General features: G+C 65.3%; 17 protein-coding genes. 3 read left to right on the top strand and 14 right to left on the bottom strand.

Going from position 1 to position 17733, the window contains the following annotated elements; translation table 11 throughout:
• From ACVMB1_RS24365 to ACVMB1_RS24400, 8 genes are all read right to left on the bottom strand, one after another.
• Positions 1-1653 carry an FGGY-family carbohydrate kinase gene (locus tag ACVMB1_RS24365; RefSeq protein ID WP_076830633.1) on the bottom strand — a complete coding sequence of 551 codons (1653 nt, stop codon included), beginning with the start codon at positions 1651-1653 and terminating at the stop codon, positions 1-3.
• A gap of 42 nt (positions 1654-1695) precedes the next feature.
• On the bottom strand, positions 1696-2469 hold the full coding sequence (locus tag ACVMB1_RS24370; RefSeq protein ID WP_057019317.1) for an SDR family NAD(P)-dependent oxidoreductase: 774 nt from the start codon (positions 2467-2469) through the stop codon (positions 1696-1698).
• A gap of 94 nt (positions 2470-2563) precedes the next feature.
• Complete coding sequence (locus ACVMB1_RS24375; RefSeq protein WP_076830629.1) at positions 2564-3571, bottom strand: ABC transporter ATP-binding protein; 1008 nt, start codon at positions 3569-3571, stop codon at positions 2564-2566.
• Between the two features lie 16 nt (positions 3572-3587).
• Positions 3588-4418, bottom strand: a complete 831-nt coding sequence (locus tag ACVMB1_RS24380) for a carbohydrate ABC transporter permease (RefSeq protein WP_028334898.1) — start codon at positions 4416-4418, stop codon at positions 3588-3590.
• Positions 4419-4422: 4 nt separating this feature from the next.
• Positions 4423-5295 (bottom strand): carbohydrate ABC transporter permease, encoded by an 873-nt coding sequence (locus ACVMB1_RS24385; protein ID WP_024583852.1) that lies wholly within the window; start codon positions 5293-5295, stop codon positions 4423-4425.
• A gap of 137 nt (positions 5296-5432) precedes the next feature.
• Positions 5433-6746 (bottom strand): ABC transporter substrate-binding protein, encoded by a 1314-nt coding sequence (locus ACVMB1_RS24390; protein WP_076830626.1) that lies wholly within the window; start codon positions 6744-6746, stop codon positions 5433-5435.
• A gap of 366 nt (positions 6747-7112) precedes the next feature.
• On the bottom strand, positions 7113-8066 hold the full coding sequence (locus ACVMB1_RS24395; protein ID WP_456849287.1) for a sugar-binding transcriptional regulator: 954 nt from the start codon (positions 8064-8066) through the stop codon (positions 7113-7115).
• A 9-nt stretch (positions 8067-8075) separates the two neighbouring features.
• Positions 8076-8741 carry an HAD family hydrolase gene (locus ACVMB1_RS24400; RefSeq protein WP_076830620.1) on the bottom strand — a complete coding sequence of 222 codons (666 nt, stop codon included), beginning with the start codon at positions 8739-8741 and terminating at the stop codon, positions 8076-8078.
• A gap of 114 nt (positions 8742-8855) precedes the next feature.
• Between ACVMB1_RS24400 and ybaL the strand changes: the two genes are divergently transcribed.
• On the top strand, positions 8856-10577 hold the full coding sequence (gene ybaL / locus ACVMB1_RS24405) for a YbaL family putative K(+) efflux transporter (RefSeq protein ID WP_076830617.1): 1722 nt from the start codon (positions 8856-8858) through the stop codon (positions 10575-10577).
• 61 nt (positions 10578-10638) lie between these two features.
• Positions 10639-10872 (top strand): hypothetical protein, encoded by a 234-nt coding sequence (locus tag ACVMB1_RS24410; protein WP_028343292.1) that lies wholly within the window; start codon positions 10639-10641, stop codon positions 10870-10872.
• Between the two features lie 260 nt (positions 10873-11132).
• Here the strand turns inward: ACVMB1_RS24410 and ACVMB1_RS24415 are convergent, their stop codons facing one another.
• From ACVMB1_RS24415 to ACVMB1_RS24440, 6 genes are all read right to left on the bottom strand, one after another.
• On the bottom strand, positions 11133-11357 hold the full coding sequence (locus ACVMB1_RS24415) for a hypothetical protein (protein WP_076830615.1): 225 nt from the start codon (positions 11355-11357) through the stop codon (positions 11133-11135).
• A gap of 64 nt (positions 11358-11421) precedes the next feature.
• Positions 11422-11697: a chaperone modulator CbpM gene (locus ACVMB1_RS24420; RefSeq protein ID WP_057019224.1), complete on the bottom strand. Its 276-nt coding sequence runs from the start codon at positions 11695-11697 to the stop codon at positions 11422-11424.
• Positions 11694-12596 (bottom strand): DnaJ C-terminal domain-containing protein, encoded by a 903-nt coding sequence (locus ACVMB1_RS24425; protein WP_057019223.1) that lies wholly within the window; start codon positions 12594-12596, stop codon positions 11694-11696. The genes ACVMB1_RS24420 and ACVMB1_RS24425 overlap by 4 nt, the downstream gene beginning before the upstream one ends.
• 125 nt (positions 12597-12721) lie before the next feature.
• Positions 12722-12904, bottom strand: coding sequence for a hypothetical protein (locus ACVMB1_RS24430; protein WP_456849289.1), 183 nt, complete (start codon positions 12902-12904; stop codon positions 12722-12724).
• 83 nt (positions 12905-12987) lie between these two features.
• On the bottom strand, positions 12988-14400 hold the full coding sequence (locus ACVMB1_RS24435) for a YXWGXW repeat-containing protein (RefSeq protein ID WP_076830612.1): 1413 nt from the start codon (positions 14398-14400) through the stop codon (positions 12988-12990).
• A 96-nt stretch (positions 14401-14496) separates the two neighbouring features.
• A complete protein-coding gene (locus ACVMB1_RS24440) occupies positions 14497-14721 on the bottom strand; it encodes a hypothetical protein (RefSeq protein WP_141340045.1) in 225 nt (74 codons plus the stop codon).
• Between the two features lie 350 nt (positions 14722-15071).
• Here ACVMB1_RS24440 and clpB point away from each other — a divergent pair, with 350 nt between their 5' ends.
• The gene (clpB, locus tag ACVMB1_RS24445) at positions 15072-17684 is read left to right on the top strand and encodes an ATP-dependent chaperone ClpB (protein WP_057019220.1); all 2613 of its coding nucleotides are present in this window, start codon (positions 15072-15074) and stop codon (positions 17682-17684) included.
• Positions 17685-17733 lie beyond the last annotated feature (49 nt).

Consider the following 17733-nt stretch of genomic DNA (forward strand, 5'->3'; position numbering starts at 1 on the left):
TTACGTCGGCGCTTCGCCGGGCACCCGCCTCATCGCCTCGCGGCTGTCGCGGTCAAGCTCTCGCAGCAGCTTGTGCACGCCGCGCTTCTTGCGGTGGAACTCGGCGAGCTCCGGCCTGGTCGGCTCGCTCAACCGTCCAAGCGCCGACATGCCGGCCATCGCCGCATTGATCGAGTTGTGCGCGCCGCTGGCGACCGCGCCCAGCATCGCGGCGCCGAGCAAGACGGGTTCTTGGGTCTGCGGCAGTGCCACCGTGTAGCCTGTCGTGTCGGCCATGATCTGGCGCACCAGGGGGCTGCGACTCGCGCCGCCGCCGATCACGATGGTCTTGCCGTTGACGCCATGCGCCTGCAAGGCGTCGATGACGTCGGCAAGGCCATAGGCCAGCCCGCACAGGCCGGCGATGAACAGCCGCTCCAGCGCCGCCACGTCGGTGTCGAGATCGAGCCCCGCGATCACGGCACGCGAGCCGGGATCGGCATAGGGCGAACGGTTGCCGAGGAATTCCGGCAGAACGTGAACGTTGCGCGCGAGCAGCGCCGCAGCACCGGCATTGCCGCTGCGCGCCAGGATGCGCTTCTCGAGATATTCGATGACGTCGACGCCGTCGGTCTTCGCCGCGAGCGCAACCTCGGCATGCGCCGGATGCGACTTGAGCAGGTGATCGATCGCGGCGCCCGCCGCCGATTGGCCGCCCTCGTTCAGCCAGAAGCCCGGCACCATGCCTTCGAAATACGGGCCCCAGACGCCGGGCACGAAGCAGGGATCGACCGTCGTCGCCATGATGCAGGCCGACGTTCCCATGATGTAGGCGAGCCGTTGGCAGACATCGACCTCGGCGCCGGAGCCATCGCGGCCGCCGATCGCGCCGACGCCGCCGGCATGGGCATCGATCAGGGGGGCACCGACCGCGGTTCCCGGCAGCAGGCCGAGATCGCGCGCGGCATCCTCGGACAGCCCGCGACCGAGCGGCGAGCCGGGCGGCACGATCTCGCTGCCGATCCGCCCAAAACGGTCGGCCGCGAGCGCCTCGAGCCCGACCCGCTTGAAAAAGGATTCACTCCAGCCGCCCTCGCCGGCGACATAGGTCCATTTGCAGGTGACCGTGCAGGTCGAGCGCGCCAGCGAGCCGGACGCGCGGAATGAGAGATAGTCGGCAAGATCGAAGAAATGCCCGGCGGCCTCGAAGGTCGCGGGCAGATGCCGCTTCAGCCAGAGGATCTTCGGGATCTCCATCTCCGGCGAGATGGCGCCGCCGACATAGCGCAGCACCTTGTCGCCGGTCGCGTTGACGAATTCGGTTTCGTCCATCGCGCGGTGGTCCATCCAGACCACGACATTGCGTACGGGATCGCCCGACGGGCTGACGGTGAGCGGCCGGCCTTCCCCATCCAGCACAACCAGCGAACAGGTCGCGTCGAAGCCGATGCCTTTGACGTGTTCGGCGGCAACCGCAGCCTCCCGCATCGCACCGCGCACGGAGGCGACGCAGGCCGCCCAGATGTCATCGGACGATTGCTCCACGATATCGCCGGGCTCGTGCCAGACCCGGATCGGATGCCGGGCCGACCCGAGCAGCTTCCCCGACTCGTCGAACACGCCCGCCCGGGCGCTGGTGCTGCCGACGTCCACCCCGATATAGGCTTGCCGCATGACCGCTCTATCTTCCGTTGAGCACGATCCCCGGGCGCAAGCCTACCAGCAAGTGTAGCCGCCATCGACCAGAACGATGCTTCCGGTCATCAGGCTCGCCGCCTCGGACGCCAGGAACAGCACCACGGAGGCGATCTCGTCAACCTGCCCCATCCGCGCCATCGGGGTTCCACCGATCCAGGCGTCGTACATTCTGGGGCTGTTCTTCACGAAGGCGTTCAGCGGCGTCTCGATATAGGTCGGCGCCACGGCGTTGACGCGAACCCCGCGCGCGCCCCATTCGGCGGCGAGCGATTTCGTCAGGTGATGCACCGCGGCCTTGGAGGCGTTGTAGAAGCACTGTTCCTGCGGCTTGTTGACGATGAAGCCGGACATCGAGCCGACATTGACGATGGTGCCGGATTTCGCCTTCAGCATGTGATTGCCGAAGGCGCGACAGCACCAGAAGGTGCCGTTCAAGTTGACGTCGATGACGTTGAGCCAGTGCTCGTCGGTTACGGTCTCGGCCGGCGTCTCGCTGCGGGCGATGCCCGCATTGTTGACGAGAATGTCGACCTTACCGTACTTGCCGACCAGTTCGTCGGCGACCGCGGCGACGCGACCGGAATCCGTCACGTCCATCAGCGCGATGTCGGCGTCAAAGCCCTTGGCCTTCAGCGCCGCCTGCGCGTCATTGGCAACCTTGGCGTCGCGATCGCCGATGATGACCTTGGCGCCGGCTTCGGCGAGCGCCTCGGCGCAGGCGAGCCCGATGCCCTGACCCGCGCCGGTGATGATGGCGGTCTTGCCGCCGAGCCTGAATTTTTCGAGATACATTTTCTTCTTCCTTAGCTTCTCTTTGAGCATGATCTGTTCGGAACGCCGCTTCACGCTTTGCGCTAACGCGGCCCCTCCGGGTCCGGATCACGCTCTACGCGTGAATCGATTTTCCGCTGTCGTCGAAACGGTGGATGCGCGCCGGATCCGGGATCAGCGACACTCGGTCGCCGGGATGCAAGTCGAGCTCGCCGACATAGCGCGCGGTCAGCATTCCCAGCGGTCCGGCGTCGACATAGAGGAAGGTGTCGCTGCCGAGATGCTCGGCGACCGAGACGGTGCCGTGCCAGCCGCCCTGCCCGTCGCGCTCGACCTTCAGATGCTCGGGCCGCACCCCGATGGTCGCGCCGCCCTGCTGCTTGGCGATCTCACCGGTGACGAAATTCATCTTCGGCGAGCCGATGAAGCCGGCGACGAACAGATTGGCCGGCTTTTCGTAGAGCTCGAGCGGCGATCCGTATTGCTCGATCTTGCCGCCGTTCAGCACCACGATCTTGTCCGCCATGGTCATGGCCTCGACCTGGTCGTGGGTGACGTAGATCGCCGTGGTGCCGAGCTGCTTCTGCAACCGCGTCACCTCGAGCCGCATCTGCACGCGCAGCGCGGCATCGAGATTGGACAGCGGCTCGTCGAACAGGAACGCCTTCGGCTCGCGCACGATGGCGCGCCCGATCGCGACGCGCTGGCGCTGGCCGCCGGAGAGCTCGCGCGGCTTGCGGTCGAGATAGGGCGTCAGATTGAGCGTCGCCGCGGCCGCCTCGACCTTGCGGTTGATCTCGCCCTTGGCGATCCCGGCCATCTTCAGGCCGAACGCGATGTTGCCGCGCACGCTCATATGCGGATAGAGCGCGTAGGACTGGAACACCATCGACAGCCCGCGCTTGGCCGGCGGCACGTCGACCACATTGCGTCCGTCGATCAGGATGGCGCCGCCGGTGACATCCTCGAGCCCTGCGATCAGCCGCAGCAGCGTGGTCTTGCCGCAGCCGGACGGACCGACGAACACGACGAAGGAGCCGTCGGCGATGTCGAGATCGGCGCCCTTGATGATGTGGACCGGCCCGAACGATTTTTGCACACCCTGCAGCGTAATCTGACCCATGGCAAAAGCCTTTCTGCTACTTGACCGCGCCGAAGGTCAGTCCGCGGACTAGCTGCCGCTGACTGAACCAGCCGAGCACGAGAATGGGCGCGATCGCGAGCGTCGACGCCGCCGACAATTTCGCCCAGAACAATCCTTCCGGGCTGGAATAGGACGCGATGAAGACGGTGAGCGGCGCCGCCTCGAGCGTCGACAGATTGAGGGTCCAGAACGCCTCGTTCCACGCCAGGATCAGATTGAGCAGCAACGTCGAGGCCAGCCCCGGCACCGCCATCGGCGTCAGCACATAGATCAGCTCGCGCCCGATCGTGGCGCCGTCCATCCGCGCCGCCTCGAGGATGTCCTTGGGGATCTCCTTGAAATAGGTGAACAGCATCCAGATCACGATCGGCAGATTGCCGAGGCACAGGATGAAGATCAGGCCAGAGCGGGTGTCGAGCAGACCGAAGGTGCGGTAGATCAGATAGATCGGCACCAGCACGCCGACCGGCGGCATCATCTTGGTAGACAGCATCCAGAGCAGCACGTCCTTGGTCCGCTTGGTCGGCGAGAACGCCATCGACCACGCCGCCGGGATCGCGATCAGCATCGCGATCAAGGTCGAGCCGCCGGCAATGATGATCGAGTTGAGCGCGTGGTGGAAATAGTCGCTGCGCTCCTGCACCGTGGCATAGTTCTCGGTGGTCCAGTGAAAGAACAGGAACGAGGGTGGGATCGCGAACGCCTCGAGCTCGGTCTTGAAGCTCGCCAGCACCATCCAGAGGATCGGGAAGAAGATCAGGAAGCCGACCAGCCAGGCCGCCGCCGTCGAGATCACCTTGCGCCGTGTCGTGACCATCCGCGCCATGACGTTACGCCTCCAGATTCCGGCCGACGATACGAACGAGGAAGAAGGCGACGATGTTGGCGAGGACCACCGCGACCAGGCCACCCGCCGAGGCGCTGCCGACATCGTACTGGATCAGCGCCTGCGAATAGATCAGGAAGGCGATGTTGGTGGTCTGCAGGCCGGGGCCGCCGCCGGTGGTGACGAAGATCTCCGCGAACACCGTGAGCAGGAAGATGGTTTCGATCAGGATCACCACGGTGATCGGGCGCGCCAAATGCGGCAGCGTGATGTAGATGAAGGTCGAGATCGCGCTGGCGCCGTCCATCTCGGCCGCCTCCTTCTGCTCCTCGTCGAGCGATTGCAGCGCGGTGAGCAGGATCAGGGTTGCGAACGGCAGCCATTGCCAGGAGATGATCAGGATCACCGAGAACAGCGGCGCGTCGTTGAACCAGTCGATCGCCGGCAGCCCGAACAGATGCGCGATCCAGGCGAACAGGCCCGACACCGGATGCATCAACAGGTTCTTCCAGACCAGCGCGCTCACCGTCGGCATCACGAAGAACGGCGCGATCACCATCAGGCGGACGATCGAGAGCCCGACCACCTGCTGGTCGAGCAGCAGCGCCAGCGGCACGCCGAGGATGATCGTGATCGCGAGCACCGAGCCGACCAGCACCAGGGTGTTCTGCAACGAGGCGAGGAAGGCCGGATCGGTCAGGAAGTAGCGGAAATTCTCCAGCCCAACGAATGATTCAGAGCCGGGATCGAGCAGATTGTAATGCAGGGTCGCGAAATAGATCGTGAGCGCCAGCGGCACGATCATCCAGATGAACAGCAGCGCCACGGCGGGCGTGAGCAGCGTGCGTGCAAGCAGTTGGGTCTGCTGGGTCGCCATCCCCGCCTCCTTCTCAAGGAAAGGAGCGACCATCCCGCTGCGGGACAGGATGGTCGCAAGTGGCCCAGCTCGGGAGGTCTAAGCTGGTCGGGCGGCCAAGGCGCTCGTCACGCCCTGGCTATCGGGTCGCGGTGAGTTTATTTGATGTATCCCGCACGCTTCATTTCGCGCTCGGTCGCGGACTGCGCAGCGGTGAGCGCCGCATCGACGGTGGTCGAACCTGAGAGCGCCGCGGAGAACTGCTGGCCCACCTGGGTGCCGATACCCTGGAATTCAGGGATCGCCGCATACTGCACGCCGACGTAAGGCACCGGCTTCACCGTCGGCTTGTTTGGATCGGCGGCATCGATCGAGGCCAAGGTCAGCTTGGCGAAGGGCGCGACCTTCAGATAGTCGGGGTTGTTGTACAGCGAGGTGCGCGTGCCCGGCGGCACGTTGGCCCAGCCTTCCTTCGCGGCGACGAGCTTGGTGTAGTCCTTGCTGGTCGCCCAGGCGATGAACTTCTCGGCCGCCTCGACCTTCTTCGAGCCGGCGGGGACCGCGAGACTCCACGCCCACAGCCAGTTGGCGTTCTTGCCGAGCCCGGTGTTCGGCGCCAGCGCAAAGCCGACCTTGTCGGCGACCGTGGATTCCTTCGGATTGCTGACGAACGACGCCGCCACGGTGGCATCGATCCACATCGCGCATTTGCCGGCGTTGAACAGTGCGAGGTTCTCGTTGAAGCCGTTGGAAGAGGCGCCGGGAGGGCCGGCCTGCTTCATCAGATCGACATAGGTCGTCAGCGTCTTCTTCCATTCCGGCGAGGTGAATTGCGGCTCCCACTTCTCGTCGAACCAGCGCGCACCGTAGGAATTGGCCATCGCGGTCAGGAACGCCATGTTCTCGCCCCAGCCGGCCTTGCCGCGCAGGCAGATGCCATAGACGCCGGCGGACTTGTCGGTCAGCTTCTTGGCGGCGTCGACCACGAAGTCCCAGGTCGGGCTCTCCGGCATCTTCAGGCCGGCCTTGTCGAACAGGTCGGTGCGATACATCACCATCGAGCTTTCGCCGTAGAACGGCGCGGCATAGAGCTTGCCGTCGACCGAGACCGCATCCTTGATCTTGGGCAGGAGGTCGCCGACGTCGTAATCGGCGCCGAGCTTGTCGAGCGGCACCAGCCAGTTCTTCTTGGCCCAGATCGGCACCTCATAGGTGCCGATGGTGAGCACGTCGAACTGGCCGCCCTTGGTGGCGATGTCGGTGGTCACGCGCTGGCGCAGCACGTTCTCCTCGAGCGTCACCCATTTGACGGTGATGTCGGGATTCTTCGCGGTGAATTCGCTGGTGAGCCCCTGCATGCGGATCATGTCGCCATTGTTGACGGTCGCCACCGTCAGCGTGGTCTGGGCGATCGAGGGGGCAGAGATCAAAACAGCAGCCGCGCCCGCAACGGCGCAAAGGACGTTTTTCAAGGTGACCTCCCTTTGTCACGTTGAGCATATGCCCACGTGTTGAGCGTATGTTCACTCCGTCGCCAAACTTTGTCAAGCACGCGGGAGCGCCGTCCCGCGCGTTCGCGGGTTCCACTGCACGCTGGAATGGAGGTGTCTGCGGAGATGAAGAAGGGCGCTGAGACCCAGACGGCAACTCGATTTGCGGCCACAGCGGGACAGCGCTCCCTCGCCCCGTTCTTACGGGGAGAGGGTTGGGGTGAGGGGCTCTTTCCGCGCATACGAAGCGGACGAATGCGCGGAGATTCCCCCTCACCCGGATCGCATCTCCGATGCGATCCGACCTCTCCCCGCAAGCGGGGCGAGGTGAAGTACGACTCGTGGCGCCTAACGATCCAGCACCGCGCGCGCGGTGGCCTCATCGGTGATGAGGCCGTTGATCACCCGGCCCGCCAATGCGGCCTTGATCGAGGGCACCTTGGCGGCGCCGACCGCCGCGGCGATCGTGGTCGCTTCCGCTGGGATCTGCGGCGGAATGCTGGTCAGCCGCTTGTTGGTGCCGCCCTTGATCAGACGGCCCTTGGCGTCATAGGCCCAGCCGGTCACCTCGCCGACCGCGCCGAGCCGCATCATCTCCAGCAGTTCCTCGCGGGTGACGAAGCCGTCGACATGGACCTGGGCCTTCTGGTCCATCTGGCCGATGCCGATCAGCCGCAGATCGGCCTTGGCGGCGACCGCCCTCACCCGCGCGATCGGGTCGATGCGCACCATGCGGTTGCGCTCGCCCTCGCTCGACATCAGGAACGGCAGCGGCATCGGGTAATGGCGCGCGCCGGTGCGGTCGGCGAGCCGTCCCACCGTGTCGTAGAAGCTCGCCGAGCCGTCGGCGGAGATGTTGCCGACCAGCGAGACGATCTGGTGATCGGGCCGCTCGATCGGCGAGACCCGCTCGACCGCGGCGCGCACCGCGCGGCCGGTGCCGAGCGCCACGATCACAGGCGTCTCCGAGCGCAGCGTCGTCTCCAGCAGATTGGCGCTGCGCTCGGCGATCCCTGCATTGGACAGCGGCGCCGCCGGATCGGTCGGCACGACGTCGCAATGCACCAGATCGAACCGCGCCTTCAGCCGGGAGGCCAGCTCCATGCAGGCCGCGATGGGGTGTTCGAGGCGAAACGTGATCAGCCGCTCCGCGAGGCACAGCGACACCAGACGCTGCGCCGAGGCGCGCGACACCTGCAGCATTTTCGCAATCTCATCCTGGGTGTGGCCCGCGATGAAATACAGCCAGCCGGCGCGCGCCGCATCGTCGAGGCGAGACTTTTCGTTGTCGGGCGCAGCCATCGTCTTGCGTCAGCCTTCCATCCAGAAATCCGTCATCGCGGCGAAGATTCGATCCGCCCCCGCTTGCCGCAGCAGAGCACTGCCATCCGCCAACCGATAGTGGGCGCCGCCGACAAATCCCCACACTTTCATGCCCGCCGCCTTCGCGGCCATCACGCCGCTGACGCTGTCTTCGATCACGAGCGTGCGGCGCGGCGCGGCGCTCATGGCGCTTGCCGCATGCAAGAACAGATCCGGGGCCGGCTTGCCGCGCTTGACCATCTGCGCGGTGTAGAGCCGCGGCCCGAAGCTGGCGGCGAGGCCGGTCAGCTCCAGCGAGAACTTCACCCGCTCGAGATCGCTCGATGAGGCGACACAATATGGCAGCCGCAATTCCTCGAGCACCGCCGCGATGCCGGCGATCGGCTTCAGCCGGGAGCGGAAGGTCTCACGGACCTGCAGCGCGAGGTCAGGCAGAAACGTCTCGGGCAACGGCTTTCCCACGCCCCGGCAGTAGTCGACCAGGGCCGCGGTGCTGCGGCCGAGGAAGAGCTCGAGCGCCCGCTCGGTGCTCATCCCGATGCCGGCCCGAACCATCGCCTCGGCAAGGCAGCGGCAGCTCAATTCCTCGCTGTCGACGAGCACGCCGTCGCAGTCAAAGATGACGAGATCGGTCTCGGGAAGCCGCTGATCCATCCCGGCATGAGATCATATGCTCACACCATGAGCAATAGATCACGATTTCCGCGCGGAATGCCGCGCCTCAAATGGTCGCGGTGCACCGCCAGGGATGCTGTGCGACAAGGCGAAATGCCGCATGACACACCTCTGATCGCGACCGTCGTCGCGGGCCTCGGCCTCGCTTTTGTCTTCGGAACCATCGCCCAGCGCTTTCGGGTTCCGCCACTGGTCGGTTATCTGCTCGCGGGCGTGGCCGTCGGTCCCTTCACGCCCGGCTTCGTTGCCGATCAGGCGCTGGCAACCGAGCTGGCGGAGCTCGGTATCATTCTCCTGATGTTCGGCGTCGGCCTGCATTTCTCGCTGAACGATCTGTTGTCGGTGCGCGCGATCGCGGTGCCCGGCGCGATAGCGCAGATTGCGGTCGCCACATTGATGGGCCTCGGCCTCGCGCTATTGATGGGCTGGACCGTCGGCGCGGGTCTGGTGTTCGGCCTCGCGCTGTCGGTCGCAAGTACCGTCGTGCTGTTGCGCGCGCTGCAGGAGCGCCGCCTGATGGACACCGAACGCGGCAAGATCGCGGTCGGCTGGCTGATCGTCGAAGACCTCGCCATGGTGCTGGCGCTGGTGCTGTTCCCGGCGGTGGCGAGCTTGCAGGGCGGCGATGGCGCGGCGCTCACCTCCGACCCGCTCGCCGCCCGTTTCGGTCTCGGGCTCACCGGCGTGCTGGTGCTGACGCTGATCAAGATCGCCGTGTTCATCGCGCTGATGCTGGTGGTCGGACGCCGGCTGATCCCGTGGGTCCTGCACTACATCGCGCATACCGGCTCGCGCGAGCTGTTCCGGCTGACCGTGCTCGCGATCGCGCTCTGCATCGCGTTCGGCGCGACCAAGCTGTTCGGCGTCTCGCTGGCGCTCGGCGCCTTCTTCGCCGGAATGATGCTGCGGGAATCGCCGCTCAGCCAGCGCGCGGCCCAGGAGACCCTGCCGCTGCGCGATGCGTTCGCGGTGCTGTTCTTCGTCTCCGTCGGCATGCTGTTCGACCCGATGAGCGTGGTCCGCGAGCCCTGGCCATTCGTCGCGACGCTGTTCGTCATCGTGGTCGGCAAGTCGATCGCAGCCCTTCTGATCGTCGTGCTGTTCCGTCATCCGATGGCAACTGCCCTGATGATCTCGGCGAGCCTCGCCCAGATCGGCGAATTCTCCTTCATCCTGGCCGAAATCGGCGTTGCGCTCAATCTGCTGCCAAAGGCCGGCCGCGACCTGATCCTGGCGGGCGCGATCTTCTCGATCATGCTCAACCCGCTGGTGTTCGCGGTCGTCGACTGGCTGACGTCGCGGCTCGATAAGCCGCAGACCTCCTCGCCAACTGCCGCAGCTTCTGAACCAATCCCGGTCACTGAATTGCAGGATCACACCATCCTGGTCGGCTACGGCCGGGTCGGCAGCATCGTCGGCGATGCGCTGCATCAACGCAGCGCGCCGTTTCTCGCGGTCGAGGCATCCGACGACATGGTCGCCAAGCTCAAGGAGCGCGGCATCGAAGCGCTGATGGGCAACGCCGCGCGCGCCAGCGTGCTGCGCGCGACCAATCCGGCCGGCGCGCGATCGCTGGTCATCGCCATTCCCGAAGCCTTCGAGGCCGGCCAGATCGTCGAACAGGCGCGCGCCGCGAATGCCGATATCCAGATCATCGCCCGTGCACATTCCGACGCCGAGGTCGATCATCTCAAAGCACTTGGCGCCGACATCGTGATCATGGGCGAGCGCGAGATCGCCCGCGGCATGATCGAGGAGCTCGACAGGGCGCGTCCGGCTGCTATGCGAACGGCCGAGCAGGATTCGGCAGCTTGAGATAGACTGCACCCACCGTACAGATGCGCGCCGCGCGTCACGCGATGAAGGAGATCGAGCGATGGCCTTCAAGAGCCCGCACGTATCGCTGGTGTCGTTCTCGGTCGAGATCGGCGCCGCGGACACGACAAACGTCATGCAGATCGAGACCGACTTGCATCTGAACACCCGTCATCCGAGCTATGACGCGGCCGCCGTGGAGCGGCTGGTGCGTGACGCACAAGCCTATCTCGCCGGCAATGCCGGCCAGGTCACCCGGATCCGACTGGTCTCCACCCGCGGCGGCCAGACCTAAAGCCTCATTATTTGAGCTCTTTGTTTGAGCGTGATCACCGTGCAAACGCTTTGCGTCTGTCGCGAGGGAAAACCGGCTTCCACTTTTCCGGATCATGCGCTAGTGTGCTGAATGCGAAGTTCGTGCAACTTCGCGGCAGCCACTTTCACGAACTTCGCATTCATAAAGCACACTAGAATCACAAGTTCGCTAGTGTCCTTATCGAATCCGAAGTTCGCCCCGAAGGTGCGGCAAATGATGCGAACTTCGGATTCGGGACACTAGCTGCCAAGGAATGCCGGCGCCAGATCCTCCTGCACGATGACGTTGGCGGCTTCCGTCGTCAGTTCGCTGCCGACCAGGTCAAGATTCTTGGCGGCCTCGAACAGCATCGACCGGACGTCGTCCGGCGTCAACACGCCTTTCGCGATCAGCTTGCGCACCAGCGCCTGCAGGATAAGAACGTCGATCTCGCCATGCGCCAGCGGCGTCGGCTTGTCCGTCATGATCGCCTCCCAGGTTGATCCCAAGGCTGAGTCCCAAGGCTGAGGTTCATCGCAAGTGAGGCGCCTAGCGCGGTGGTGACGCCATGTCCTTGTGCAATTGTTCGAACGCGCGGCGCAGGCCGTGCAGCTGATCGACCAGATGAAGGATGACGTCGATGCCCTCGTCGTTGACGCCGAAGTCGCCCTTCAGGTCGCGGATCAGATGCGCGCGCGCCACGTCGGTGTCGGAGAAGCTGATCTCGCTGGCGGTCTCGTCCGGCACGAGCCATTGCTGCTCGATCCAGAACTCCAGGGTCTGCACCTCCAGACCCGCATCGATGAGGAACTGCTGCTTATTCATGATGCACCATCCTCGCGCGGATCGAATGCCTTTCGATCCCAGTTCGACACAAACGCCTCGAGCTCGGGATCGGGTCCCTTGGGCAGGACCACCTTGAGCTTGACGAGCTCGTCGCCATGGCCTCCGCCGACGCGGGGCGCACCCTTGCCGCGCAACCGCATGGTCGTGCCGGTGTTCGATCCCTTCGGAACCGTCATGGTCACGGCACCGGTCGGCGTCGGAACGCGGACTTTTCCGCCGAGCACCGCCTCGGACAGCGAGATCGGCAGTTCCAGCGTAATGTCGTCACCCTCGCGGGTGAAGCGCGGGTCGGGGCGAACTTCCACCTCGATCAGCGCATCGCCGGGACCGCCCTTGCCGCTGCCGGGCATGCCCTTGCCGCGCAGACGAATGATCTGGCCATCGACGAGCCCCGGTGGGATCGTCACATCGAGCGTACCGCCGTCGGGAAGCGTCAGCCGCTTGCTCGCACCGGTGATCGATTCCGCGAAGTCGATCGCGAGAGCGTAATGCAAATCGCGGCCGCGCCGGTTGGCGCGCGCCTGCTCGCTGCGCCGGAGCAATTCGGCGAAGGCGTCGTCCTGGTCCATGTAGTCGGCATAGCCGGAACTGTCGGCATAGGGATGCCCCGCATCCGCGGTGGCGAAATCCCTGTAGTAGCGATGCTGCGGCCGCTCGACGCCATCAGCATCGATCTCGCCGGCATCGAAGCGCTTGCGCTTCTCGGCATCCGAGAGCAGATCGTTCGCAGCAGCGACTTCCTTGAATTTGTCTTCGGCCGCCTTGTCACCCGGATTGAGGTCCGGGTGCAGCTTCTTCGCCAGCTTGCGATAGGCCTTCTGGATATCGGCCGCAGACGCCGTCGGGGCAACGCCAAGAACCTCGTACGGATTTCTCACAACCTGCTCCGCAACACCGTGAGTGCACCTGTAATCATGAGGGCGCAAAAGCAGGCGATTTGCAAGTGCGCAGGCGCGCCGCCCGGAAGCGGCCGACGCAGCATGCGCTCACGTGACATGACAAGTTAGGATGTATGTCCGGGGTCCAGATAAGTGGGCATGTTCTTTTGCTGCTGCGGCGTCATCTTGGCGGTATCCGCCTTGCCTGGCACGCCCCGCGGACCGAGCAGGGCGCGCTGCATATCGTCCTCGCTCAAACGCGGCTTGCCATCGTCGAGCTGTCCATCGCCACCGTGACTCTGTTCCATGACCAACCTCCCGTGATGATCGCTTGCACAGGCGGAACAATACCGCGCTCCGCCGGAACGAGCCAGCGGAGCGCGGACGTGCCTTAGTGTTGCTCCTGCCGCTTCTCCTCTGCGGGATGACCTGCCGCAGGCGCAGCATGCGGAGCGGCATGCGGAGCGGCGTGCGGCTCCGGCCGTGCCGCCGGCTGGGGATGGGCGGCCTGCGGCTGCGGATGCGGCTCAGGGCGCGCCATCGTCTCCGGGTGCGCTTGCGGCTTCGCTGCTGGCTCCGGTCGCGCTTCGGGCCTCGCTGGCTCGGGCCGCGCGACGGGCTTCGCGGCAGGCTCGGGACGCGGCTCTTCCTTGCGCACCTCTTCGGGCCGCTTCTCCTGCACGGCAGGCCGCGTCGCTTCTGCAGGATGCGGCTCAAGCTTCGGCTCGGCGGCAGGCGCCGCGCGCTTCTCTTCGACCGCGGGCCTGTTCGCTTCGGCGGACGGATGCGCCGCAACGCCCTTCTCGGGAACCGGAAGCGCGTGGGCAGGTGCCGGCGCAGCAGGGTGCGGCTCGGCCTTGGTCTCGGGAGCAGGTGCTCCGCGCTTCTCCTCGGCCGCGGGCTTGTTCGCCTCGGCGGGCGGATGCGCCGCCGGAAGCTCCTTTCCCGGGACTGGGAGCGCATGGGAATCAGCCGGTGCGGGTGCAGGTGCAGCTCCCGGGTGCCCCGGCTCCCCGGCCGCCGGCCGTGCGGCGTTGGCCGGCACCGCTTCGCCGGCCGGCCGCGCGCGAACCACGCCCGGTCCCTTCAATTCGCCGGGACGCGCCGTTGCGGCGACTGCGGGCACGCCATTGTTGGTCCGCTTGAACAGGCTCGGATCCTGGCTTGCGGTCTCGACCTGCTTGCGTTGCAACGGCGTCGCCGCGAAGTGCTGCTCCTTGGCGACCGCGCGCTCGGCCGGCGTCGGCCGCACCTCGATGCCGCCGCGGCCGCCATTGTAGCTGACGTTGTTGACGGTGGTCTGATTGATCGTGACATTCTTCTCGTAGACGTTGGTGATCCGCGCACCCTGCAGATTGTTCACGGTCCGATTGTAGAAGAAGTTGCCGTGATCCCAGCGGCCGCCTTCATAGCCCGACCCGCCGTAGCCGAAGCCGTAATTGATGCCACCGTAGAAGCCGACGCGATCACCCCAGTAGCCCTGATGGAAGATGAAGCCGCCGCCGAACGCGCCCCAATAACCAGGTGTCCACAGCAGCCCGACCCGCGGCGGCTGCACCCAGGTGCCCGGCACCCAGTAGTAATCGCCGCGATCCTCGTCCCACGACCAGTTGCCCGGCGACCACATATAGCCGGGACCAGGCACCGGCGGCTGATCGTAGGTCGGCAACGGCGGCGGCGCGGTCTCGACGGCAGAGACCGGCGCGCATGCCGCATCCTGCGCGATTGCGGGCACCGCGGTCGCATAGAACAGCGCCGTGGCAATCGCTGCACACGACGCGGTCGAAAGGAGACGAGTTGTCATTGGGAGCCTCTTCGATGAGCACGTTCAACGTGAGACGGAACAAAGGTTCCGTGCATCGGCAATGCACCGACACACTTCATCGCTAGCGCCTTGACCTTACACCAGGCTGAAACGCATCGACGCAAACGGAAACGCGCTCATCCGGCTATTCATGGTCGGTTCAGAGCGCGCCGTGATGCAACGTTGCGCGATGCAGTGGAACATCGCGCGTTGCTTCTCTGCATCATCGGGCGAGCTACGCGAAACGCGACGTGATCGATTCCGATAGCGTGTCCCGATCATGCCTTTGGCCTTTGTACGATCACGGCGATCCATGCTCATCCAGCACTCGCTTCGCGAGCCCGGCGATCCATCGAACCGCAATCAGCGCGACGCGTGCACCCGGCTTGCCCGCGCGGCCGTAGCAGTGCCCCCGGATGAGTGCCAGCGACGAACATCAGCCCTCACAACGGCTTAACCGAAGCATCCCAGCGAGCGCGCTGCGCGATTGACACTCCCCTGAAAGGACCACACGATGCGAGATGCGGCAGCCTTTGGCCCGCGGTTTTCCGCCGGCGCAATTGCACGGGGCTGTTGCATGATGGATGTCATCGTTCCGCCATCTGTCGCCGACGGAACTGCGTGGCATAATGGATCTCGACGAGCCTGCGTTGCCTTGAGGTGGTGCCACGATGAACATAGAAAAATATACCGATCGCGTTCGCGGTTTCATTCAGTCGGCGCAATCGCTCGCGATGCGCGAGGGGCATCAGCAGTTCTCGACGCTACACATCCTGAAGGTGCTGCTCGACGACAATGAGGGCCTCGCGGCCGGCCTGATCGACCGCGCCGGCGGCAATTCGCGCGCGATCCTCAAGGCGACCGAAGACGCGCTGGCGAAGATACCGAAGGTCAGCGGCGCCGGCTCCGGACAGATCTATCTGGCGCCCGAGACCGCGCGCGCCTTCGCGGCGGCGGAACAGGCCGCCGACAAGGCCGGCGACAGTTTCGTCTCCGTCGAGCGCCTGCTGCAGGCGCTCGCAGCCGACAAGGACAGCGAGGCCGGCAAACTGCTCGCCAAGGGCGGTGTCAATCCGCAGAACCTGAATGCGGCCATCAACGCGCTGCGCAAGGGCCGCACCGCCGACAGCGCATCGGCCGAGAACGCCTATGACGCGCTGAAGAAATACGCCCGCGACCTCACCCAGGCCGCGCGCGACGGCAAGCTCGACCCGGTGATCGGCCGCGACGAGGAGATCCGCCGCACCATCCAGGTGCTGTCGCGGCGGACCAAGAACAATCCTGTGCTGATCGGCGAGCCCGGTGTCGGCAAGACCGCGATCGTCGAGGGCCTCGCGCTGCGCATCGTCAACGGCGACGTGCCGGAAAGCCTGCAGGACAAGGCGCTGCTCGCGCTCGATCTCGGCGCGCTGATCGCCGGCGCAAAGTATCGCGGCGAGTTCGAGGAACGGCTCAAGGCAGTGCTGCAGGAAGTGACCTCGGCCGAGGGCGGCATCATCCTGTTCATCGACGAGATGCACACGCTGATCGGCGCCGGCAAGGGCGACGGCGCGATGGACGCATCCAACCTGTTGAAGCCCGCGCTCGCTCGCGGCGAGCTGCATTGCATCGGCGCCACCACGCTCGACGAATACCGCAAGCATGTCGAGAAGGATGCAGCGCTGGCGCGGCGCTTCCAGCCGGTGTTCGTCTCCGAGCCGACGGTCGAGGACACCATCTCGATCCTGCGCGGCTTGAAGGACAAATACGAGCAACATCACGGCGTGCGCATCGCGGATTCGGCGCTGGTTGCAGCCGCGACGCTGTCGAACCGCTACATCACCGACCGCTTCCTGCCCGACAAGGCCATCGACCTGATGGACGAAGCGGCCGCCCGGCTGAAGATGCAGGTCGATTCCAAGCCGGAAGAACTCGACTCGCTCGACCGCGAGATCATCCGGCTGAAGATCGAGCAGGAGGCGCTGAAGAAGGAGACCGATCTCGGCTCCAAGAGCCGCCTGCAGACGCTCGAGAAGGATCTCACCGACCTGGAAAAGAAATCGGCGGATATGACTTCGAAATGGCGGTCGGAAAAGAGCAAGCTCTCCGATGCGCAGAAGATGAAGGGCGAACTCGAGCAGTTGCGTACCGAGCTTGCCAATGCGCAGCGCAAGGGAGAATTCCAGAAGGCCGGTGAGCTGGCCTATGGCCGGATTCCCGAGCTCGAGAAGAAGCTCGCGGCGGTCGAAGCCAGCGAGACCTCGTCCGCCAGCGAGACCGTGACCGCCGACAACATCGCGCAGGTGGTGTCGCGCTGGACCGGCGTGCCGGTCGACAAGATGCTGGAAGGCGAGAAGGACAAGCTGCTGCGCATGGAGGAGATGCTCGGCAAGCGCGTCGTCGGCCAGGCCGAGGCGGTCCGCGCGGTGTCGACCGCGGTGCGCCGCGCCCGCGCCGGCCTGCAGGACCCCAACCGGCCGATCGGCTCGTTCATGTTCTTAGGTCCCACCGGCGTCGGCAAGACCGAGCTTGCGAAAGCGCTTGCCGAATATCTGTTCGATGACGAGACCGCGATGATCCGCCTCGACATGTCCGAATACATGGAAAAGCATTCGGTCTCGCGGCTGATCGGCGCGCCTCCCGGTTATGTCGGCTATGATGAGGGCGGTGCCCTGACCGAAGCGGTGCGGCGGCGGCCTTATCAGGTGGTGCTGTTCGACGAGATCGAGAAGGCGCATCCCGACGTCTTCAACGTACTGCTGCAGGTGCTCGACGACGGCCGTCTCACCGACGGCCAGGGCCGCACCGTCGATTTCCGCAACACGCTGATCATCATGACCTCGAACATCGGCGCCGAGTATCTGGTCAACCAGCCGGAAGGCCAGAGCACGAGCGCGGTGCGCGAGCAGGTGATGAACATGGTACGGGCGCACTTCCGGCCCGAATTCCTCAACCGGATCGACGAGATCATCCTGTTTCACCGGCTGCAGAAGAGCGACATGGGCCGCATCGTCGAGATCCAGTTCTCGCGGCTGCGCAAGCTGCTCGAGGATCGCAAGATCGAGCTGGAGCTCGACCCGAAGGCGCGGGACTGGCTCGCCGAGAAGGGTTGGGATCCGGCTTACGGCGCCCGCCCGCTGAAGCGGGTGATCCAGCGCAGCGTGCAGGATCCGCTGGCGGAGATGATCCTTTCCGGCGATGTGCGCGACGGCTCAGAGGTAAAACTCTCGGCCACCAAGGCCGGCCTCACCTTCAACGGCAAGAAGCCGGAGAACGCGGCGGCGGACGAATTCGAACCGGTGTGAGACAGGCCGGATCGCCAACGACGCGCTGTCATCGCCGCGTCGTCTGCCG

Source organism: Bradyrhizobium sp. USDA 4504 (assembly GCF_054063995.1).